The sequence below is a fragment of the Streptomyces sp. Z423-1 genome (genome assembly GCF_013009255.1).
Lineage (GTDB): Bacteria > Actinomycetota > Actinomycetes > Streptomycetales > Streptomycetaceae > Streptomyces > Streptomyces gossypiisoli.
On record NZ_CP053109.1, the window covers coordinates 8,457,450 to 8,474,080 of the forward strand.

A 16,631-nucleotide genomic window follows, 5' to 3' on the forward strand; every position below is an offset into this window, starting at 1 on the left:
CCCGGTCACGTGGGGGGGGGGCGAGTTGCTGAGACCGGAGGTGCCACACGAGCCTCCGTCAGGAGTGTTACGACGCCATGCCAATGACGTATCCGTGCCATGAGCGTGCGCGTCCCGCCCACGTCCGCCGTGGCGTGGCTCCTGCCTTAACCTGGGGCACGTGAACGCACCGGGGGACATGATCGACGGACGCTTCGAGTTGCTGGAGCGGCTCGGCAGCGGGGGGATGGGCACGGTCTGGCGGGCCCGGGACACCGTGCTGCACCGCGAGGTCGCCCTCAAGGCGGTACGTCCGGACGCCGAGGCCTCCGAGGCCGTACGGGAACGGGTCATGCGGGAGGCCAGGGCGCTGGCCCGGCTCAGCAATCCGTACGTGGTGACGGTCCATCAGATCATCGAGGCTGATCCCCATCCGTGGATCGTGATGGAGCTGGTGCCGGGCGTCTCGCTCCAACAACGCCTGACCGACGGTCCGCTGAGCCCGCTGGAGGCGGCTCGCATCGGCCGCCAGGTGCTCTCCGGGCTGCGCGCCGCGCACGCGGCCGGGATCCAGCACCGGGACGTCAAGCCCGCCAACGTCCTGCTCCGCCCCGACGGCACCGCCGTCCTCACCGACTTCGGCATCGCCGCCCTCCAGGGCGCGACCGCGCTGACGGTCACCGGTGAACTCGTGGGCTCCCCCGAGTACATGGCGCCCGAGCGCGTCCGCGGCCACGGCGACGACCCGGCGGCCGACCTGTGGTCCCTCGGCCTCGTCCTGTACGTCTGCGTGGAAGGCGTCAGCCCCCTGCGCCGGGAGACGACCCTCGCCACGCTGGCCGCGGTCCTCGACGACCCGGTGCCCCCGCCCGTCCGCTCCGGCCCACTCGGCCCCGTCCTGCAGTCCCTCCTCGTACGCGACCCGGCGGCACGCCCCGGCGCCGGGCAACTGGACGCGCTGCTGGCGCAGGTCGAGTCGGGCACCACGCCGCAACGGGTCCAGCCGACGCCGACGGCGACACCGATGCCGCCTCCAACCCCGACACCGACGCAGTTGGACACACCGCGTCCGGGCCGTCGGCTCCGTGGTCGCAAACCGCTCCTCGTCGCCGTCACCGCCCTGCTGGCCGGCGGCGCGGTCACCGCACTCGCGCTCACCCTGTTCACGCCGGACGACGGGAAGAAGGACGGCAAACAGACGGTCGTAGCGGAAGGCGGCTCAGCGACGAACACTCCCTCGGCGCCGACGCCCACCCCGACCGGGACCGGCGGCTGGATCGCCCAGCTCCACTCCGAGCCGCTCTCCGCGGGCACCGCGACCCGCGACCAGCGCCTCGCCCGGATCCGCGAGTCCGTCCCCGAGGCCGTAGTCCTCCGCAGCGACGACTACGCCTCGCTCCGCCCCGGCTACTGGGTGATCTACGCCCCGGGCCCGTTCGCCGACGGCCGCGCGGCACTGACCTTCTGCGCCGAGCGCGGGCGTACGACGCCGAACGCCTGTATGGGCCGCTACCTGAGCGCCAGCCCGGCCGACTTCGCCCTCCAGTGCCGCCCACCGGCGACGGCCCCTACGGGCCGCTGTACGCGCGGTACGTAAGGGCCGCGGGCAATCAGCCGGGCCCCGAGGTCACGGCCGAGGCCGCGGAAACGTCTCCAACGCCCGCGCCAGCCCCGCCGCATCCGTACCCACCTTGCGATACACCAGGGACAGCAACTGCCGCACCCCCTGCTCGGTGAGCCGCAGTTCCTTCGCCACGACCGCCACCGGCTTGCCCAGCGCGGTCAGTTCGGCGGCTCGGCGTTCCTGGGCCGTGAGGGTGTCCGTCTGGGCGTAGCGCAGGGGCAGGGGGCGCAGACCGGCGGCCGAGAGCTCGTCCCGGGCCCGCGCCGCCAGGGCCTCCGCACCGCAGTGCACGGCGCCTTCCAGACCCTGGTAGAGCCGGTCGGCGGCCTCCGGGACCCGGCCGTTGCGGGACAGCGCGGCGCCGTGACCGACGAGCGCACGGGCCAGTTCGTACGCCGCGGGCGAGCGCTGCAGTTCGGTGACGGCCTCGGCGTACAGGTCCAGTGCGGCCGTCCCGCCGGTCACCTCGGCCTCGGTGTGCAGCGCCTGGCCGATCGCGGAGGCCGCGCCGAAGTCACGGGCCCGCTTGACGGCGTCCCGCGCGAGCCGGACCGCCCGGTCCGGCTCGGACGGCGCGAGGGCGTACGCCAGGTTCAGCTGCCACGGGCACCAGGCGGGGTTGCGCCAGGCCCGCGCCTCCAGCCGGTCGCCGACGGCGGTCAGCCGCTGCTCGGCCTCGGCGTGCCGGCCCTCGGCGAGGAGCAGTTCGGAGTAGACCGTGCGGGGGTCCGGGTAGATGACGGCGTTCGGGACGGCATCGCCGTAGTGGTACGCGTCGGCGAGCTCACGGGCGCCCGCGGTGCGGCCGCGGGCCAGCAGGGTCTGGATGAGGATGCCGATGGCGAACCATTGGGCGGGTACGGCGCCCTCCACCCGCTCGGCCGTGCGCAGGCCCTCCCGTGCCCAGTGTTCCGCCTCGGTCAGCAGTCCCCGGCGGTAGCGGATGTAGCCGAAGAGGGTCTGGCCGACGGCCAGATGCGAGCCGCGCCAACCCTTGCGCGCGCACTCGGCCATGCCCTTGGTGAACAGCTCTTCGGCACGGCCCGGCTGGTCGCCGTACATGAACACCAGGGCGACGGAGACAGGAACCTCGAAGCCCCGGTTCTCCTCGGTCCAGCTCATGCCGCCGCGCAGGGCTTCCTCGGCGCAGGTGAGAGCGGTGTGCCGGGGCTCGCCGCGGACCAGGGCGTCCCAGCCCCGGAGCCCCAGGATGTAACGCTCCTCCAGGCCCCGGCCGGTCAGTCGCTCGGCGAGCCGTGCCATCCTGCGGGAGCGGGCGGGGGAGTCGGGCTCGTCGGCGCGGAACATGCTCCAGACGAAGTGATCGGCCTGCATGCGCAGCCTGACCCGCGCGTTGGTGGCCTGGCGCGCCTCCTGTTCGGCCACGGCCGCGGCCTCCGCCATCTGATCCGTGTGGGCCAGCGCCTGGGTCAGCCGGTAGACGATGGAGGCACGCAGGTCGGGGTGGATTCCCGGCTCGGCGAGCGCCTCCCGAAGATGGCTGACCGTGGCCGTGGGCTCGATCAGGAAGGTGGAGCAGGCGAGATCATGGAGGAGTGCGGCACGGTCTTCCGGAAGCGGCGGCTCCTGCAGCGCTCGGGCGAGCAGTCGGCGGGCGGCTTCCGGGGCACCGGCGCGTAGGTATTCGCGGGCGGCCTCCCAGAGGCAGGCAACCGCCTCGGCGTTGCCTTCGCAGGGCACCTCCAGCAGGTGCCGGGCGGCGGCCGTCGGGCCGAGTCCCGCCGCGCGGACGGCCACGGCCGCCGCATTGTGCATGCCGACCCGGAACGGAGTGCGGATCGAGCGGTAGATCGTGGCGGCGATCAGCGGGTGCACGAACTCCAGACCGCCCCCCGGCCCGTGCCCCTCGGCCAGGATGCGAGCCGCGCGCAACTGCTCGGTCGCCTCGGCGGCCTGCTCACTGCCGATGCACGCGATGGTGGCGGCGATGTCCGGTCGGAACGGGGCACCCAGCACGGCTCCCGCCTCCGCGAAGTGGACGGTGCTGGTGCTGAGCCGCCCGAGGCACTCGATGAGGCCCGGCCCTTTGACCGCCGTCGCGAGGTTCCGCATCGCCGGCACGTCGCGCGGCGCGCCCTTGAGCTTGCGCTCCCCGAGCCTGATGGCGAGTTCGACGGTCTCGAACGGAGTTCCGTTGGTGACTTCCCAGCATTCCTTGCAGAACTCGTCGTCGGCCGCCTCACCCACTTCCTCTCGGACGATCCGCGCCACGGCGCCCCGGCTGAGCGGTGCCAGGGAGTAGGGGCGAGTCCCCTGACCTGTCACGAGCGCACGGAAGGGGGCCGCCTCGGGCGGCAATTCGTTCGGCCGGTAGGCAACGACGATGAGCAGTGGAAGGCCTTCGGCCCGCGCCGCGAAGGAGGCGAGCCAGCCCAGCGACTCGACGTCGGCCCAGTGCAGGTCGTCCAGGAGCAGAACAACGGGCGCCTTCATCACCGTCAGGCGCGTCATGACCCAGTCGATTCCGTCACGCACCCCGGTCGGGTCCGGCATCTGGCCGGTGTCCGTCGCTTCCAGTCCGAGTGCCACGGCGACGATGTCGTACCAGCTTCCGAGGAAGGTACGCAGTTGTTGCTGCTCCATGGCCGCCAGGGCCGGTTGAACGAGCTGGCGCACCACGTGGAACGCCAGCTCCTGTTCGTTTTCGCCACCCCGGCCCGAGAACACGGTGAACCCATGTGCGGCGGCCTGGGCGCGTGCCTCCGCGAGAAGCCTCGTCTTGCCCATGCCCGCCGGGCCGGTGAAGGCGAGCAGCCTGCCCTGACCCACGCGCGGCGTACCGTCGGCGGCGCCACGGAGTTCCGACAATGCGGCCTCAAGCCCCTGAAGTTCCCGGTCGCGCTCGAACAACGACTTGGGCTCCGTGATCGGTTGTCGCGACATTTGCGCCATGTGCGCTACCGCTTCCTGTCATTGATCCTCGGAGGACAGCGCTGAGAGTACGCCCTGGTGGACGCTCCGTGGCCAAATTGAGGAATGAGGATGACAGGGAAGGATGAATCATCCGACGGCGTGGTTTGATTGTCTGTTCTTCGGGTACAGCTCTTCGATCGTTGGCGTCATGCGTTCGGGTCTTACGGGCGGACGGGCGCCACGGTCGCGTCCGCGTAGCGCGGCACTGTGCGGGACCAGTAGTAGCAGCCGCGGATCCAGCCGACCATGCCCTCCACATAGCCGACGCCGGCAGGGCTCAACTCCGGTTCGATGTCGTCGTAGAGCTTCTCGAACTCGCGGATCGTGTCGTTGATCTGCCGGATGGCCAGTCTCACCGCGACCGGCAGGGAGCACTGTCGCGCGCGCTGGTGGGCCAGGGCCAGATTGATCATTCCGCCCGCCCGTTGTTCCTTCACCGCGGAGAAGAGGTCGGCCGTCCATACGGCCGAGTCGACCGACAGCCGCCTCAGACGTTCCATGACGGGGTGGTAGAACTCCTCGGCGGCCACCTCGCGGGACTGCGCCGCCTCGTACAGCGGGTAGAAGGGTTCGACGCCTGCGGTGAGCGAACGTATGGTCGTGCACACTCCGGTCGATATAGGGACAGAGTGCGTCTGGGCCACCGATTCGTACAGCAGACCGTGTACGTACTCGCGGCTCCGCCAGCTCCATCGCGCCGCCTGCGCGGGCGTGCACCGCTCCTGGACCTGGCGGCAGAGGTCGGTCAGCGCGGCGCCGAGGGGAGTGCTGGGCGGCTGGCCGTCGCGCAGAATTCCGATGCTCTCGCACAACATGGGCAGCAGCCGGCCCGGCCACCGGCGGCCGACTTCTTCCGCGCGGTCGTCGAAGACGAATTGATAGGCGATCTGATTGGCCACGATCTGCAGAATGTCCCGGTTCACCGTCGGGCTGTTGTAGGACGCGAGCTGCGCGGGCCGAGTACGGACAATCATGTCCGCCACGGCGGGGTCGTCTGTCAATCCCCAGGCGCGCAACCACGCGTCGACGCCTGCCGCGACTTCGGACTCATGCGGATTGCTGAGAAACGGGAAGGGCATGTAGAGGGAAGCGTCTATGAGTTCCTTGAGGGTGCCTCCGGGCAGTCCGCTGTGCGATGCGGTCGGGATTTCCTGATGCACCGTGGGCATCGTTGTCACCTGCCGTTCGGAAGAGCTCTCATGCCTGACGCGGCTCACAGCGCATCACCAGCGCCCTCGGCCCCAATGTCGCCGCCGGACGCGGCTGTCCGTCATGCCCCGACACCGGCCGCAGACGCCAGTGAGCGGCAACCGTCGCGACCCCCACCATCGCCTCCGCCACGGCGAATCTGTCGCCGATGCATTTGCGGTTCCCCGCGGCGAAAGGCAGCATCGCGCCCTTCCGTACGACCGTCTCCCGTTCCGGAAGCCAGCGTTCGGGAAGAAAGCGCTCGGGGTCGGGGAAAGACGCGGGGTCGTGGTGCAGGAGATAGGGGCTGTACAGGATCATCGCCCCCCGCGGCAGCCGATGCCCGCCGAGCTCCGTCTCACGCGTGGTGATCCGGGTGAACAGCCAGCCGGGCGGAGACACGCGCAGCGTCTCGGTGACCACGCACCGGGTGTACTCCAGGCGCCCCAACTCCTCGTGGCCCGGCGGGCGTCCATGGGGGAGTACCGCGTCGACCTCGCGGTGCAGTGCGCGCTCCGCCTCCGGGTTCACCGCCAGCAGGCTGAACGCCGAGGCCAGGCACATCGCCGTGGTCTCCACACCGGTGAGCAGGAGCGTGATGAGCTGGTCGTGGATCTCCCGGTCGGTGATCCCTCGCGGTTCCCCGGTGTTGCCGTCCACGTCGCCGTCCGCCTCACCGCCCCCCGCGCCCTCCCCGTCGCGCGCCGCGAGCAGCGTGCCCAGGAGATCCTCGCGCGGAGGGGCTGCCCGGCGCTCCGCGATGATCGCGTCGACCAGCGCGTGCAGGCGGTGCAGCGCGTCTTGGTAGCGCCGGTTCGCGGGCGTGGGTATGCGGAAGACGGCCTCGACCGGCACGACCGTACGGGCGAACAGGCCCCGCACGACCGTGGCGAGGCTCTCACGCACGAGGGCCGCCCGCTCGGCGTCCAGCGAGCCGGAGAACAGCACCCGGCTGGTCACCCTCGTCGTCAGCGCCATCATCGCCCCGGTGACGTCGACCTGCTCGCCCGCCCGCCACTCACGGCACAGCGCCTTGGCCTCCTCGGCCATCAGCCCGGTGTACGCGGCGATGCGGGACGGGTGGAAGCCGGGTTGCAGGAGCATGCGTTGGCGGCGGTGTTCGGACTGCGGGCAGGTGACGATGCCGTTGCCCATCAGCGCGCCGAGCCGGTCGTACTGCGTGCCGCCCTTGTCGAAGGTGTGCGGGTCCATGAGCATCCGATGGACCAGCCGCGGATCGCAGATCATCCAGGCGCGCTGCGGGCCCAGGCGTAACTCGACCAGATCCCCTTGTGCGGGGAGGGAATTCAGAAAGTCCAGCGGGTGCCGGAACAAGGCGATAGCATGGCTGAGGGACGGGAATATGCCCGGCGCAGTACCCACGGTCGATACTCTGGTCGGTTCGGTCACAGCACCACTCATCAATACCCCTCACCTCAGCCGACACATGGAAAGCCGGTGACTGCTCACCGGCCGTGCGCTTGAGTCATTGTTCTGCCCAGTTAAACCCGCGGTCGGCCCCTCAAATCCTCTTTTCTCGGGGGCGCACGGGAGCACAAAGAAGCATCGGTGAGCGGTGGTTGATAGGGCCTGCACAGCACGACTATTGACTTCGGCAGGAAGACCGTCCTGCCGCCGGGCGTGCAACAAACCTCAGTAATTCACAGAGACCTCAGAAACCGCAGGAACCTCACGAACGCTCGGCCTTCTTCTGCTTCAGCCGGGCCGCTTCCTTGCGCACCTCGACCTGCGTGGCCTGCTCCTTCTCCAGCCACTCGGGACGCTCCTGCTTCAGCGTCTCGATCTGCTCGGTGGTGAGCGGCTCGGTCACCCCGCCGCGCGCCAGACCCGCGATGGAGACGCCCAGCTTCGCCGCGACCACCGGGCGCGGGTGCGGACCGTTGCGTCGCAGCTCCCGCAGCCACTCGGGCGGGTTGGCCTGGAGCTCGTTCAGCTCGGCGCGCGAGACGACGCCCTCCTGGAACTCGGTGGGGGTGGCGGGCAGGTACACACCCAGCTTCTTCGCCGCTGTCGCGGGCTTCATCGTCTGGGTGGTCTGGTGCGACTTCATGCACTCCAGACTATCCGCCGGATACGAGACGTCCGAACGCGAGACATCCGAACGCGAGACATCCGACCACAGCCGGTAACCTGGCGGGGTGACAGGCTCGGAAGCACCCCCCACGTTCCGGCTCGCGTACGTCCCTGGGGCGACACCCGGCAAGTGGGTGCGGATCTGGAACGAGCGCCTGCCCGACGTCCCCCTCACCCTCGTCTCCGTGACGGCCGCCGAGGCATCCGATGTGTTGCGCGACGGCGGTGCGGATGCGGGGATCGTACGGCTGCCCGTGGACCGTACGGTCTTCAGCGCGATCCCCCTCTACACCGAGGCGACGGTCGTCGTGGTCCCCAAGGACCACCTGATCACGGCGGCGGACGAGGTGACGGTCGGCGACCTCGCCGACGAGGTCGTCCTCCACCCCCTCGACGACGTCCTCGGCTGGGAGCAGCTTCCCGGGGAGCCCGCCTTCGAACGCCCCGCCACCACCGCCGACGCCGTCGAACTCGTCGCCGCGGGCATCGGCGTCCTCGCCGTCCCCCAGTCCCTGGCCCGGCTGCACCACCGCAGGGACCTCACCTACCGGCCGCTCGTCGACGCGCCCCAGTCGAGCGTGGCCCTGTCCTGGCCCGAGGACGCGCACACCGACCTGGTCGAGGACTTCATCGGCATCGTGCGCGGCCGGACGGTCAACAGCACCCGCGGCCGCACCCAGGCGCAGGCCGCCCAGCCGAAGGAGAAGCGCCGAGCCGAGCCCGCCGCCCGCCGGAAGCCGGCGGCGAGGCAAAGCCCACGGTCCGGCACCGCCAAGGGCGGCCGCCGTGGCAAGCCCCGCCGCCGTTCCTAGGCCCCTGCCGTCACATTCCGGCCCGCCCGGCGACGCGACAGGGCCGAGTCGCGCGCCTCAGCGGACGTACGACGCCTGGCCCGCCGTACGTACCACCGTGTCACCGTCGGCCCGCGCGAGCAGCCCCGCCGCCACCCACGCGTCCACCGTCGACCGCACCCGCGCGACCAGCGCGCCCTTGCTGTCGAACGGTGCCCCGGCCCACACCTCGTCGAGCAGGGTGGTGCCGTCGGCCTTGGCGGGGTTGGCGACCCTGGAGTCCCGGTTGCCGAAGACCACGCGGGGTTCCGCGCGCCGGAAGTAGGCGTGCGTCGGATCCTCCGTGCCCTCGAAGAACGGGGCGAATGCCGTGCCGTCGAGGGTGTAGTGGAGCGGCTTGCCCGGCACCGGGGTGAGGGTGGGCAGCAGGTCGCCGGAGAGGGCGGCGTTGCGGTACAGCCCGAACTCAAGGTAGCCGGTCGCCGAGTTGCGGCCGACCAGGTTGACCGGGCCGTAGAAGAGGGTCTGGAGGGAAGGGTCGTCGAGCGCCTGCTCGACCCGGAGCCGGAAGGGCATCGCGATCCGCACCACATCGCCGTCCCGCCAGGTCCGGGACACGGTGAAGTAACTGCCGGGCTGCGCGGTCCCGCCGACCGTACGGCCGTTGACGGTCACCCGGAAACCGGCCGTCGCCCAGGCCGGTACGCGCAGCCGCAGGGCGAAGCGGGTGCGGCGGCCCCGGACGGTGAGCGTGCTCCCCTGCTCGCGGGGGAAGTCGGTGGTCTGCGTGAGGGTGACGCCCTTCTCGGCCCAGTCCAGGGTCGACGGGCTGTAGAGGTTGACGTACAGGGCGCTGCCGTCGGCCTGCTGGAAGTACACCGAGTCCTGGTACTTGGTGGCGCTCTCCATGCCCGTGCCCTCGCAGCAGGTGGTGCCCTGCTTGGGCGTGTAGTCCCGGACATGACCGGGCGTCAGCCCGATGAAGTACGTCACGAGCGGCTTCTCGGCGTCCGGCTTGTCCTGCTTGGAGCCGAGGACCTGGTTGTAGAGGGCCCGCTCGTAGTAGTCCATGTACGCCGGGCGCTGCTCGTGGAAGAACAGCGTGCGGCTGAGCTTGAGCATGTTGTAAGCGCAGCACGTCTCGGCGGTGGCGGCGCTGATCGTCCCCGCGATGACGTCCCGCGCCCGCCAGAACTCGCTCGTGCTGGTGCCGCCGATGCCGTACATGCGGTGCGGTACGACCATGTCCCAGAAGTTGCGCGCGGCGGTGAGGTAGCGCTGCTCGCCCGTCGCGTCGTACAGCCGGACGTATCCGGTGAAGATCGGGATGTGCTGGTTGGCGTGCAGTCCGTCGAGGATGTCGGTGTCGGCGGCGCAGGCGTCGATGAGCCGGTCCAGGTCGAACAGGCGGGCCAGCGCCAGGTGTTCGGCCTTCCCGGTGAGGGCGTGCAGATCGACGATCGCCTCGACGATGCCGCCGAACTCGCCGCTGGAGAAGATCCCCCACATGCGCTGCAGGGTGGCATCGGGCAGCTTCGACAGCCGCGAGTACATCCAGTCGCACATGCCGGACGCGAGGTCGAGCGCCCGCTCGTCGTCGGTGGCGAGGTAGGCGTCCAGCAGACCGCGCAGGATCTTGTGCGCGGTGTAGTACGGCGCCCAGACGCGCGTGTAGTCGCCGCTGGTCATCGACTCCAGCTGGATGAACTGCGTCTCCGGGTACGCCGCGAGGAACCCGGGGTGGCTGGGCGCGCCCCAGGTGCGGCGCAGGGTGGCGGTGAGGTCGCGGCCGGAGGCGTCCGCGAAGGTGGAGCCCGACGTCTCGTCGAAGGCGTACGACGCCAGGTCGCCCCGTCCGGCCGGGGAGTCGGCGGCGCGGCTGCTCTGCAGGGCGGTGATCTCGTCGGCGGTCAGGGCGCGCGACCAGACGTTGAACTCCTCGAAGGCGCCCGCGAAGGCCGGGTCGGCGGGGAAGTTGGAGCGCCCGAGCCAGCTGTTCGCCGGGGCTCCGAGGGCGGCGGGCGTCAGGGTCATGCCCGCATTGCGGGCCACCGCCGTGCCGTTGACGTACAGCGTGCCCGTGCCGTTCGCGAGGGTGACCGCGAGGTGGCTCCACTGGTTCAGCGGCAGGGCGGCGGTGCCGTTGAGGCCCTGTTCGGCGCCGGGGCCGTTGGTGGTGAGGGCGAAGCGGGGCACGCCGGTGGCGTTGCGGGCGGTCAGGTACATGTACCGGGTCGTGTTGTCGCCGAAGTCGAAGACGCGGGCCCAGGTGCTCTCGTGGGTGGGCTTGACCCACGCCGAGAGGGTGATCGCGGAGGTGCCGCCGAGGACGCCGTCGGGCAGATCGACGTACTGATAGGAACCCCGGACGTTCTCCGCGGCCGAGCCGAACCTGCCGGTCACGCTCAGCACGGCCGGGTCACGGCGCAGCGCCTCGCGCACCTCGACGAGGGCGCCCACCATGGTGCGGATGCGGTCCGTGTACACCTGTTCGCCGGTGCCGGCGTAGGCCTGGGAGAGCATGGTGAGGAAGTGGCCGGTGTAGTGGCCGCGCAGATTGCCGTTGGCCTCGCCGTCCAGCCCCTCCCAGCCGCCGGGGGCGACCGCGCCGCCCGTGGAGAGGCCCGCGTTGGCGCGGAACACCTGCAACAGGCGGTTCACGTCGTAGCCCCGGGCGTGATCGAGCATCAACTGCCGTTTGGCGGCGAAGATTCCGTCCCCGAGTGCCACGTCCTTGAGGTGGAACGGCCGCAGGGTCCAGGACGCGGGTGGCGGCAGCGTCGCCGCCGAGGCCCGCCCTGACGCTGTCATGGCGAGTCCGGGTACGGCCGTTGCGGCGATCGCCGTCTGCAGGAGGGTCCTTCGGGAGAGGGGCGGTGCCATGTGCTCCTCCACGATCCACTGGGATTCGGCATGTCCGGGATATCGAACGCTGTGCGGGTGATCGGCCAGACCGTAGAGGTGGGTCGGGTGGGCGTCAATGGTTCTGACGCGTTCGACGGTGATTTCCTGAGCGAGAGTGGTCAGGCGGTGCGGGCCGTGCGCGTGAGCCAGTCGTGCGCCGCTCGTGCCGTGAATTCCGCCTGCCCGCCCCGCACCAGCAGGTCGGCGGTCGCGAACTCGGGGCCGTCCGCCTGGTCCGGGACATAGGGGAGGGCGATGCAGCGCATCCCGGCCGCGTGGGCGGCGGCCGCGCCCGGAGCCGCGTCCTCGACGACCACGCAGTCGGCGGGGCGTGCGCCGAGGCGGCGGGCGGCCTCCAGGAAGACGTCGGGAGCGGGCTTGCCGTGGGCGACCTCGTCGGCCGAGACCAGGGTGCGCAGGTGCGCGTCCAGACCCGTACCGGCCAGGACCGCCGCGATCGCCTCCGGCGAGGAACCCGACGCCACGGCCATCGGCACGCCCTCGGTGGCCAGCAGCTCCACGAACGTCCGCATCTCCGGGTACGCGCGCGTGCGGGCGCGGGCGAGCTCCAGATAGCGGCGGTTCTTGGCGGCGAGGAGCTCGGCCACCGGGGCGCGCAGGTCGTAGCGCCGCCGCCAGTCGATGATCGTGTCCAGTGTGCTGATGCCGATGTACCGCTCGTGCTCGGCCCAGGTGTACTCCGGCACGCCGTGCTCGGCGAGGGTCAGTCGACCCGCTTCGTAGTAGTTCGGCTCGCTGTCCACGAGCGTTCCGTCGAGATCGAAGATGATCGAGAAGATGCCGAGGTTGCTCATCGCGTCATGATGTCAAGGTCTGCTTCGCGCCGTCCGGCCGATCGACTCCACCAGCGGCAGCAGCCGGTGCGGGACGCGTTCGCGCAGTGCCACCTCGGTGCGGGTGCGCACGACTCCGGGCAGGCTGATCAGCTTCTGGATCACATCTTCGAGGTGCTCGTTGTCGCGCGCCACGACCCGGGTGAGCAGATCGCCGCCGCCCGTGATCGAGAACGCCTCGACGATCTCCGGTACGGCGGCCAGGGCGTCGCCCACCTCGTCCAGGCGACCCTGCGTGACCTCGATGTGCACGAACGCCAGCACCGGGTGGCCGAGGGCGGCGGCGGAGAGCGTCGGACCGGTGCCGGTGATCACACCGTCGCGCTCCAGCCGGTCCAGACGGGCCTGGAGCGTGCCGCGGGCGACGCCGAGGATGCGGGCGTACTCGCGAACGCTGGTTCTCGGCTGCTCCAGCAGCAGGCGCAGGATGCGGGTGTCCAGCTCGTCCACGGCCATGGCGCCCGGCCTCCTCCGTCGGTGATCAGCGTCGACTGTACCAATGGCTCACCCAAGCGCTCAGGGAGTGGACCGTCCGACGTGGCCCGTCGGCCCGGTGGCGGATCGGGGTGGCGATCGATGGTGTGCCAATGGCCCAGCGAGCCGGGTGGCCCTTGCTCGAGCGTGTCTTTCCGTGATCGTGTGCGCCTTTCAGTCGGTCGTGTGGGGTGGTCCGACCCGTGGGCAGGTGGCGGCGAGGCACCACCGCCTGCCACAGCCGGCGGTGCGGCAGGGGAGCGGGCCGGTTCAGCGCTCCAGAGGCTCGTAGTCGAACCAGTCGAAGTGGACCGTGCCTTCGGATGCGTACATGCCGATGACGCGGCCGGTGAAGCCGACCATGCCGCGCCCGCGGAGGCGATCCAGCACCTCGTGGATCCCCTTCTCGCCGCCTCGTCGATCCGTCGGTCCTGTGGGAAAGGCGTGCGGGCGGAGGGCGGGTCAGTGCCGGGCGAACTGGACCCCGGTCGGTTGCACCACGTTCGGCCGCACCGCGACCCCGGTGATGGTCAGTCGTTCTCCGTAGATGTCCGTGATCCTTATCGCCTTGCCGCACCCGCTGCCGTCGGCGGAAAGGAAGTAGTTGTATTCGGTGCGCGGCAACTGCCGCCAGCCGCCACCGGTCCTGACCTCCAGACGCGCGACCGGGTTCCGGTGGCCGATCGCCTGGATGCCGCACCAATAGGCGCTGGACCCGGTCTTGTATCTGATGGACATCGTCTCGGAGGTGCTGGGGCTCAGCAGCTGCCAGGTGATCGGGATCCGGCCGACCTCGAGGTCGGCGAGCTTGGCGAAGGCCTCCTGGCTGAGGTCGAGTTGCCCGGGAGCGCAGGGCAGGGGGCATTCGTTGGTGATCCGTACCGTGATCGACTTGCCGTTGGCCGCGCGGACGAGCACGTGCGCGCCGCATGCCCTGGACGTCTCGTAGTCAGTGGTGTTCATGGCCGCGATCATGAGGTCGGGACTCGGGCCGAACAGGCAGGCGCCGTCCCCGTCCGCGGCCTCGTAGGAGGTGGCGACCCCGGTGTAGGTGGTGCCGGGCCGGATCCGCCCCGCCGACGATGCCGTGGTGGACGCGGTTCGCGGGGACCGCGGGGTGCCCGTGGCCGACGGTCGTGCCGACGCGGTGCTCGCGGTGGCCGTCGGACTCGAACTGCTGCTCGCGGTCGGCGTCCCCGACGGGGTCGGGGTGCTCGTGTCGGGCGGGGTGGTAGCCCTCACCTGGGTGGTGGCGACGGGCGATGCTGCGGTGGGCCCAGCCTCCTCCTCCCGGTCGGGGAGCAACCCCATGACCAGGTAGGCGAGAACGCCCGCGGCGGTCACCGCCACCGCGCTGCCCAGCATGAGCCTGCGTCTGCGTCTGCGCTGCCTCGCGGCCTGCCTCGCTGTCGTCATTACCCGTCCGTTCGGAAGATCGAGCCGATGGTGCACTGTTCAGTGACCGCACGAGACGAAAAGGTTGCCGTCGATTTCTCACCGGGGCGTGGTCGCGTTGGGCGGGAAGGCGGATCCGGCCTGTGGCGCAGCATGACCTGCTACTGCTGGTTGGTGCCGCCGTCCCAGGGAGCCGCCCGGCACCGGCCCGGCCGCCCGTCGTACTCGGAGGCGTTCAACAAGAACAAGACCGACGTGGTGAAGGAGCACCCATGACCTTCCTCGGACGGAGTAGGCCACCTACGGCCCAGGGCTTGGGTGAATTCTGATCCATTGGCCTCCCAACGGCCGACATCGCAGCTGATCAGCTGTGCCATTGGCACAGTCAATGAGGCGACAGTTGAGCCAGTGGGCCTTGGGGTGGTTGTCTTTGTCCCATCCATGTTCTTGCGGCGCCGCGTAGCGCCGGACGGCGACGAGGCCGGGTCCGGACCGCGGTGCCTTCGTCGTGCCTGCTTGTTGTCCGCCACCCGGGACGATCGTGGGCGGGACGCGTACCACCGCAAGGGGGGCGGCTCACCGCCGTGAAGAGGTTGTTCGTGGCTCCGGACCCGGGGCGCTTGAGGCTGCGGAACGCGACCCGCGCTGTCATCGGTGTCGCCTCCGCCGTCGCCGTTTCCGAACTCTGCGGGCTGTCGCTCACCGCATCGATCACCGGAGGGCTCGCGGCGCTGCTCGCCCTCTTCACGGTCACCGATGCGACCGTCCGTGACCAGCGGATCACCACCGCTCTGCTTCCCCTCGCCGGATTCCCCGTGCTGGCGCTTGCCACCACACTGCACGGCATCACCCCGGCCCGTGACGCCGCGTTCCTGGCCGTCGTCTTCTGTGGGGTCTATGCCCGCCGCTGGGGCCCGCGGGGCCACGCGCTCGGGATCTTCGCGTTCATGAACTTCTTCATCACGCAGTTCCTGCACGCGGTTCCCGCTCAGCTGCCCGAGCTGTACACCGCCGTGGGCCTCGCCCTCTTCGCGGCCGGCGCCACGCGCTTCGTGCTCTGGCCCATCGAGCGCCACAACCCACCCGCGGCAGCCCCGCCGGCCCTGCCCGGCAGCGGACTGGCGCAGCCCACCACCCGGCAAGCCTTCCAGGCCACTGCTGCCTCGACTCTCGCGCTTCTCGTCGGGCAGCTGCTCTCCGAAGAGCGCTGGTACTGGGCCGTCGGTACTGTCTGGTGGATCTTCGTCAACACGGCTTCCCGCGGCGAAACCCTGGTCCGCGGTTTCCGCCGGGTCGTCGGAACTGTGATCGGTATCGCCGTCGGTCTGCTGGTCGCCATCCCGCTGTATGGCGCGCCCGCGCCGACGGCAGCCCTGGTTGCCGTCTGTGTCTTCGGCATCTTCTACACCGCTGCCGTCTCGTATTCCTGGATGATGCTGGCAGTGACGGTTATGGTCAGCCTGCTCTACGGCCTGCTGGGCGTGCTGGACCCCGGCCTGCTCGGGCTCCGTCTCGCCGAGACCGGTGTGGGCGCACTGTGTGCCGCGTTGGCCGTGGCCCTCGTCCTGCCGGTCACCACGCACGCCACGAACAATGCCTGGATCCAGCGGGCACTGCACTGCGTCCACGCGGCCACCGCCGAAGCGACCGCTCGCCTCGCTGGAGACCCGAAGGCCGACCCTGCCCCGCACGCCGCCGAACTGGAACTGTTGCTCGGCCGCGTACGGATGGCTCTCGCCCCGTTGATGCACCCTTTGACTCCCTTTCGTGCTCGGAAGGCCCGTGCCCGCCAGGTCATTGAGCTGCTCGACGACTGCGCCCGCGAAGTGCGGGGTCTGGTGTCCGTTGCCGCCGATCCTGTCGCGTCGCACGACGCCCGTCTGGCCGCTGCCTGCTGGCGCGTCGAGGCAGCAGTGGAAGCACTCACTGTCAGCGACCTGGGGCGCAGGCGAGTGGCGCCCGCCAGCGGCGAGACGCCTCAGCAGGACGGCACGGAGTCGGCCCTGGTGCATCTGCGTGGCTTGGAGAAGGCTCTGTCGGAGCTGGCGATGCCGCTTTCCGCTCGTTGAGGATCTTGGCTGCTGGTGGCTCACTGGCGGGTGCAGGGCGCGGTGGAGGCGCTCACGGACGGTACGACGCAGCGGGCCGCCACCCTCGCACCCGAGCCGCCCGCGACCGAACCGGCCTTCGCCCACCTGTACGGCCTAGAACGCGCCCTCGCGGAACTCGCCACGCCCCTGCGCACACCGTCCGGCTTGCCGCTGGCCGGGCCTGAGATCCGCGCGGACTGGCTCCGTGACCGGCCGTGGACGCCGCGAGCGGCGTGCTGACGGTGCTGGACAGCTGACAGTCGCCGCCAACGGCTCGCAAGGCCGAGGGCCCGCTCCGGCGTGC

At 70.6% G+C, this 16,631-nt stretch carries 12 protein-coding genes; 4 read left to right on the top strand and 8 right to left on the bottom strand.

All coding sequences use genetic code 11. The features are described 5' to 3' along the window. The first annotated feature begins 160 nt into the window (after window positions 1-160). Window positions 161-1,576, top strand: coding sequence for a serine/threonine-protein kinase (locus HJD23_RS38580; RefSeq protein WP_240980910.1), 1,416 nt, complete (start codon window positions 161-163; stop codon window positions 1,574-1,576). A 30-nt stretch (window positions 1,577-1,606) separates the two neighbouring features. Here the strand turns inward: HJD23_RS38580 and HJD23_RS38585 are convergent, their stop codons facing one another. The 4 genes from HJD23_RS38585 to HJD23_RS38600 form a co-directional block, all read right to left on the bottom strand. Further along, window positions 1,607-4,507 (bottom strand): ATP-binding protein, encoded by a 2,901-nt coding sequence (locus HJD23_RS38585; protein ID WP_240980911.1) that lies wholly within the window; start codon window positions 4,505-4,507, stop codon window positions 1,607-1,609. Between the two features lie 191 nt (window positions 4,508-4,698). Continuing rightward, on the bottom strand, window positions 4,699-5,754 hold the full coding sequence (locus HJD23_RS38590; RefSeq protein WP_240980912.1) for a (-)-alpha-amorphene synthase: 1,056 nt from the start codon (window positions 5,752-5,754) through the stop codon (window positions 4,699-4,701). Further along, a complete protein-coding gene (locus HJD23_RS38595; protein WP_240980913.1) occupies window positions 5,735-7,060 on the bottom strand; it encodes a cytochrome P450 in 1,326 nt (441 codons plus the stop codon). The genes HJD23_RS38590 and HJD23_RS38595 overlap by 20 nt, the downstream gene beginning before the upstream one ends. 355 nt (window positions 7,061-7,415) lie before the next feature. Then, the gene (locus HJD23_RS38600) at window positions 7,416-7,796 is read right to left on the bottom strand and encodes a DUF5997 family protein (RefSeq protein ID WP_171107637.1); all 381 of its coding nucleotides are present in this window, start codon (window positions 7,794-7,796) and stop codon (window positions 7,416-7,418) included. A gap of 88 nt (window positions 7,797-7,884) precedes the next feature. Between HJD23_RS38600 and HJD23_RS38605 the strand changes: the two genes are divergently transcribed. After that, entirely contained in the window at window positions 7,885-8,631 is a 747-nt protein-coding gene (locus tag HJD23_RS38605) for a LysR family substrate-binding domain-containing protein (protein ID WP_171107639.1), read from the top strand. A gap of 57 nt (window positions 8,632-8,688) precedes the next feature. Here the strand turns inward: HJD23_RS38605 and HJD23_RS38610 are convergent, their stop codons facing one another. The 4 genes from HJD23_RS38610 to HJD23_RS38625 form a co-directional block, all read right to left on the bottom strand. Continuing rightward, window positions 8,689-11,493 (bottom strand): beta-L-arabinofuranosidase domain-containing protein, encoded by a 2,805-nt coding sequence (locus HJD23_RS38610; RefSeq protein ID WP_171107641.1) that lies wholly within the window; start codon window positions 11,491-11,493, stop codon window positions 8,689-8,691. A 140-nt stretch (window positions 11,494-11,633) separates the two neighbouring features. After that, a complete protein-coding gene (locus tag HJD23_RS38615; protein ID WP_171107642.1) occupies window positions 11,634-12,329 on the bottom strand; it encodes an HAD family phosphatase in 696 nt (231 codons plus the stop codon). Between the two features lie 12 nt (window positions 12,330-12,341). Next, the gene (locus HJD23_RS38620) at window positions 12,342-12,824 is read right to left on the bottom strand and encodes an Lrp/AsnC family transcriptional regulator (protein ID WP_171107644.1); all 483 of its coding nucleotides are present in this window, start codon (window positions 12,822-12,824) and stop codon (window positions 12,342-12,344) included. 480 nt (window positions 12,825-13,304) lie between these two features. Then, complete coding sequence (locus HJD23_RS38625) at window positions 13,305-14,258, bottom strand: expansin EXLX1 family cellulose-binding protein (protein ID WP_171107646.1); 954 nt, start codon at window positions 14,256-14,258, stop codon at window positions 13,305-13,307. A gap of 563 nt (window positions 14,259-14,821) precedes the next feature. Between HJD23_RS38625 and HJD23_RS38630 the strand changes: the two genes are divergently transcribed. Continuing rightward, window positions 14,822-16,306, top strand: a complete 1,485-nt coding sequence (locus HJD23_RS38630; RefSeq protein ID WP_171107647.1) for an FUSC family protein — start codon at window positions 14,822-14,824, stop codon at window positions 16,304-16,306. A gap of 15 nt (window positions 16,307-16,321) precedes the next feature. Next, the gene (locus HJD23_RS38635) at window positions 16,322-16,567 is read left to right on the top strand and encodes a hypothetical protein (protein ID WP_171107649.1); all 246 of its coding nucleotides are present in this window, start codon (window positions 16,322-16,324) and stop codon (window positions 16,565-16,567) included. Window positions 16,568-16,631: the final 64 nt, after the last annotated feature.

Coding starts and splice junctions, on each gene's coding strand:
- HJD23_RS38620 (WP_171107644.1), bottom strand. CDS start 12,824: ATGGCCGTGGACGAGCTGGACACCCGCATCCTGCGCCTGCTGCTGGAG.
- HJD23_RS38610 (WP_171107641.1), bottom strand. CDS start 11,493: ATGGCACCGCCCCTCTCCCGAAGGACCCTCCTGCAGACGGCGATCGCC.
- HJD23_RS38600 (WP_171107637.1), bottom strand. CDS start 7,796: ATGAAGTCGCACCAGACCACCCAGACGATGAAGCCCGCGACAGCGGCG.
- HJD23_RS38625 (WP_171107646.1), bottom strand. CDS start 14,258: ATGACGACAGCGAGGCAGGCCGCGAGGCAGCGCAGACGCAGACGCAGG.
- HJD23_RS38585 (WP_240980911.1), bottom strand. CDS start 4,507: ATGTCGCGACAACCGATCACGGAGCCCAAGTCGTTGTTCGAGCGCGAC.
- HJD23_RS38615 (WP_171107642.1), bottom strand. CDS start 12,329: ATGAGCAACCTCGGCATCTTCTCGATCATCTTCGATCTCGACGGAACG.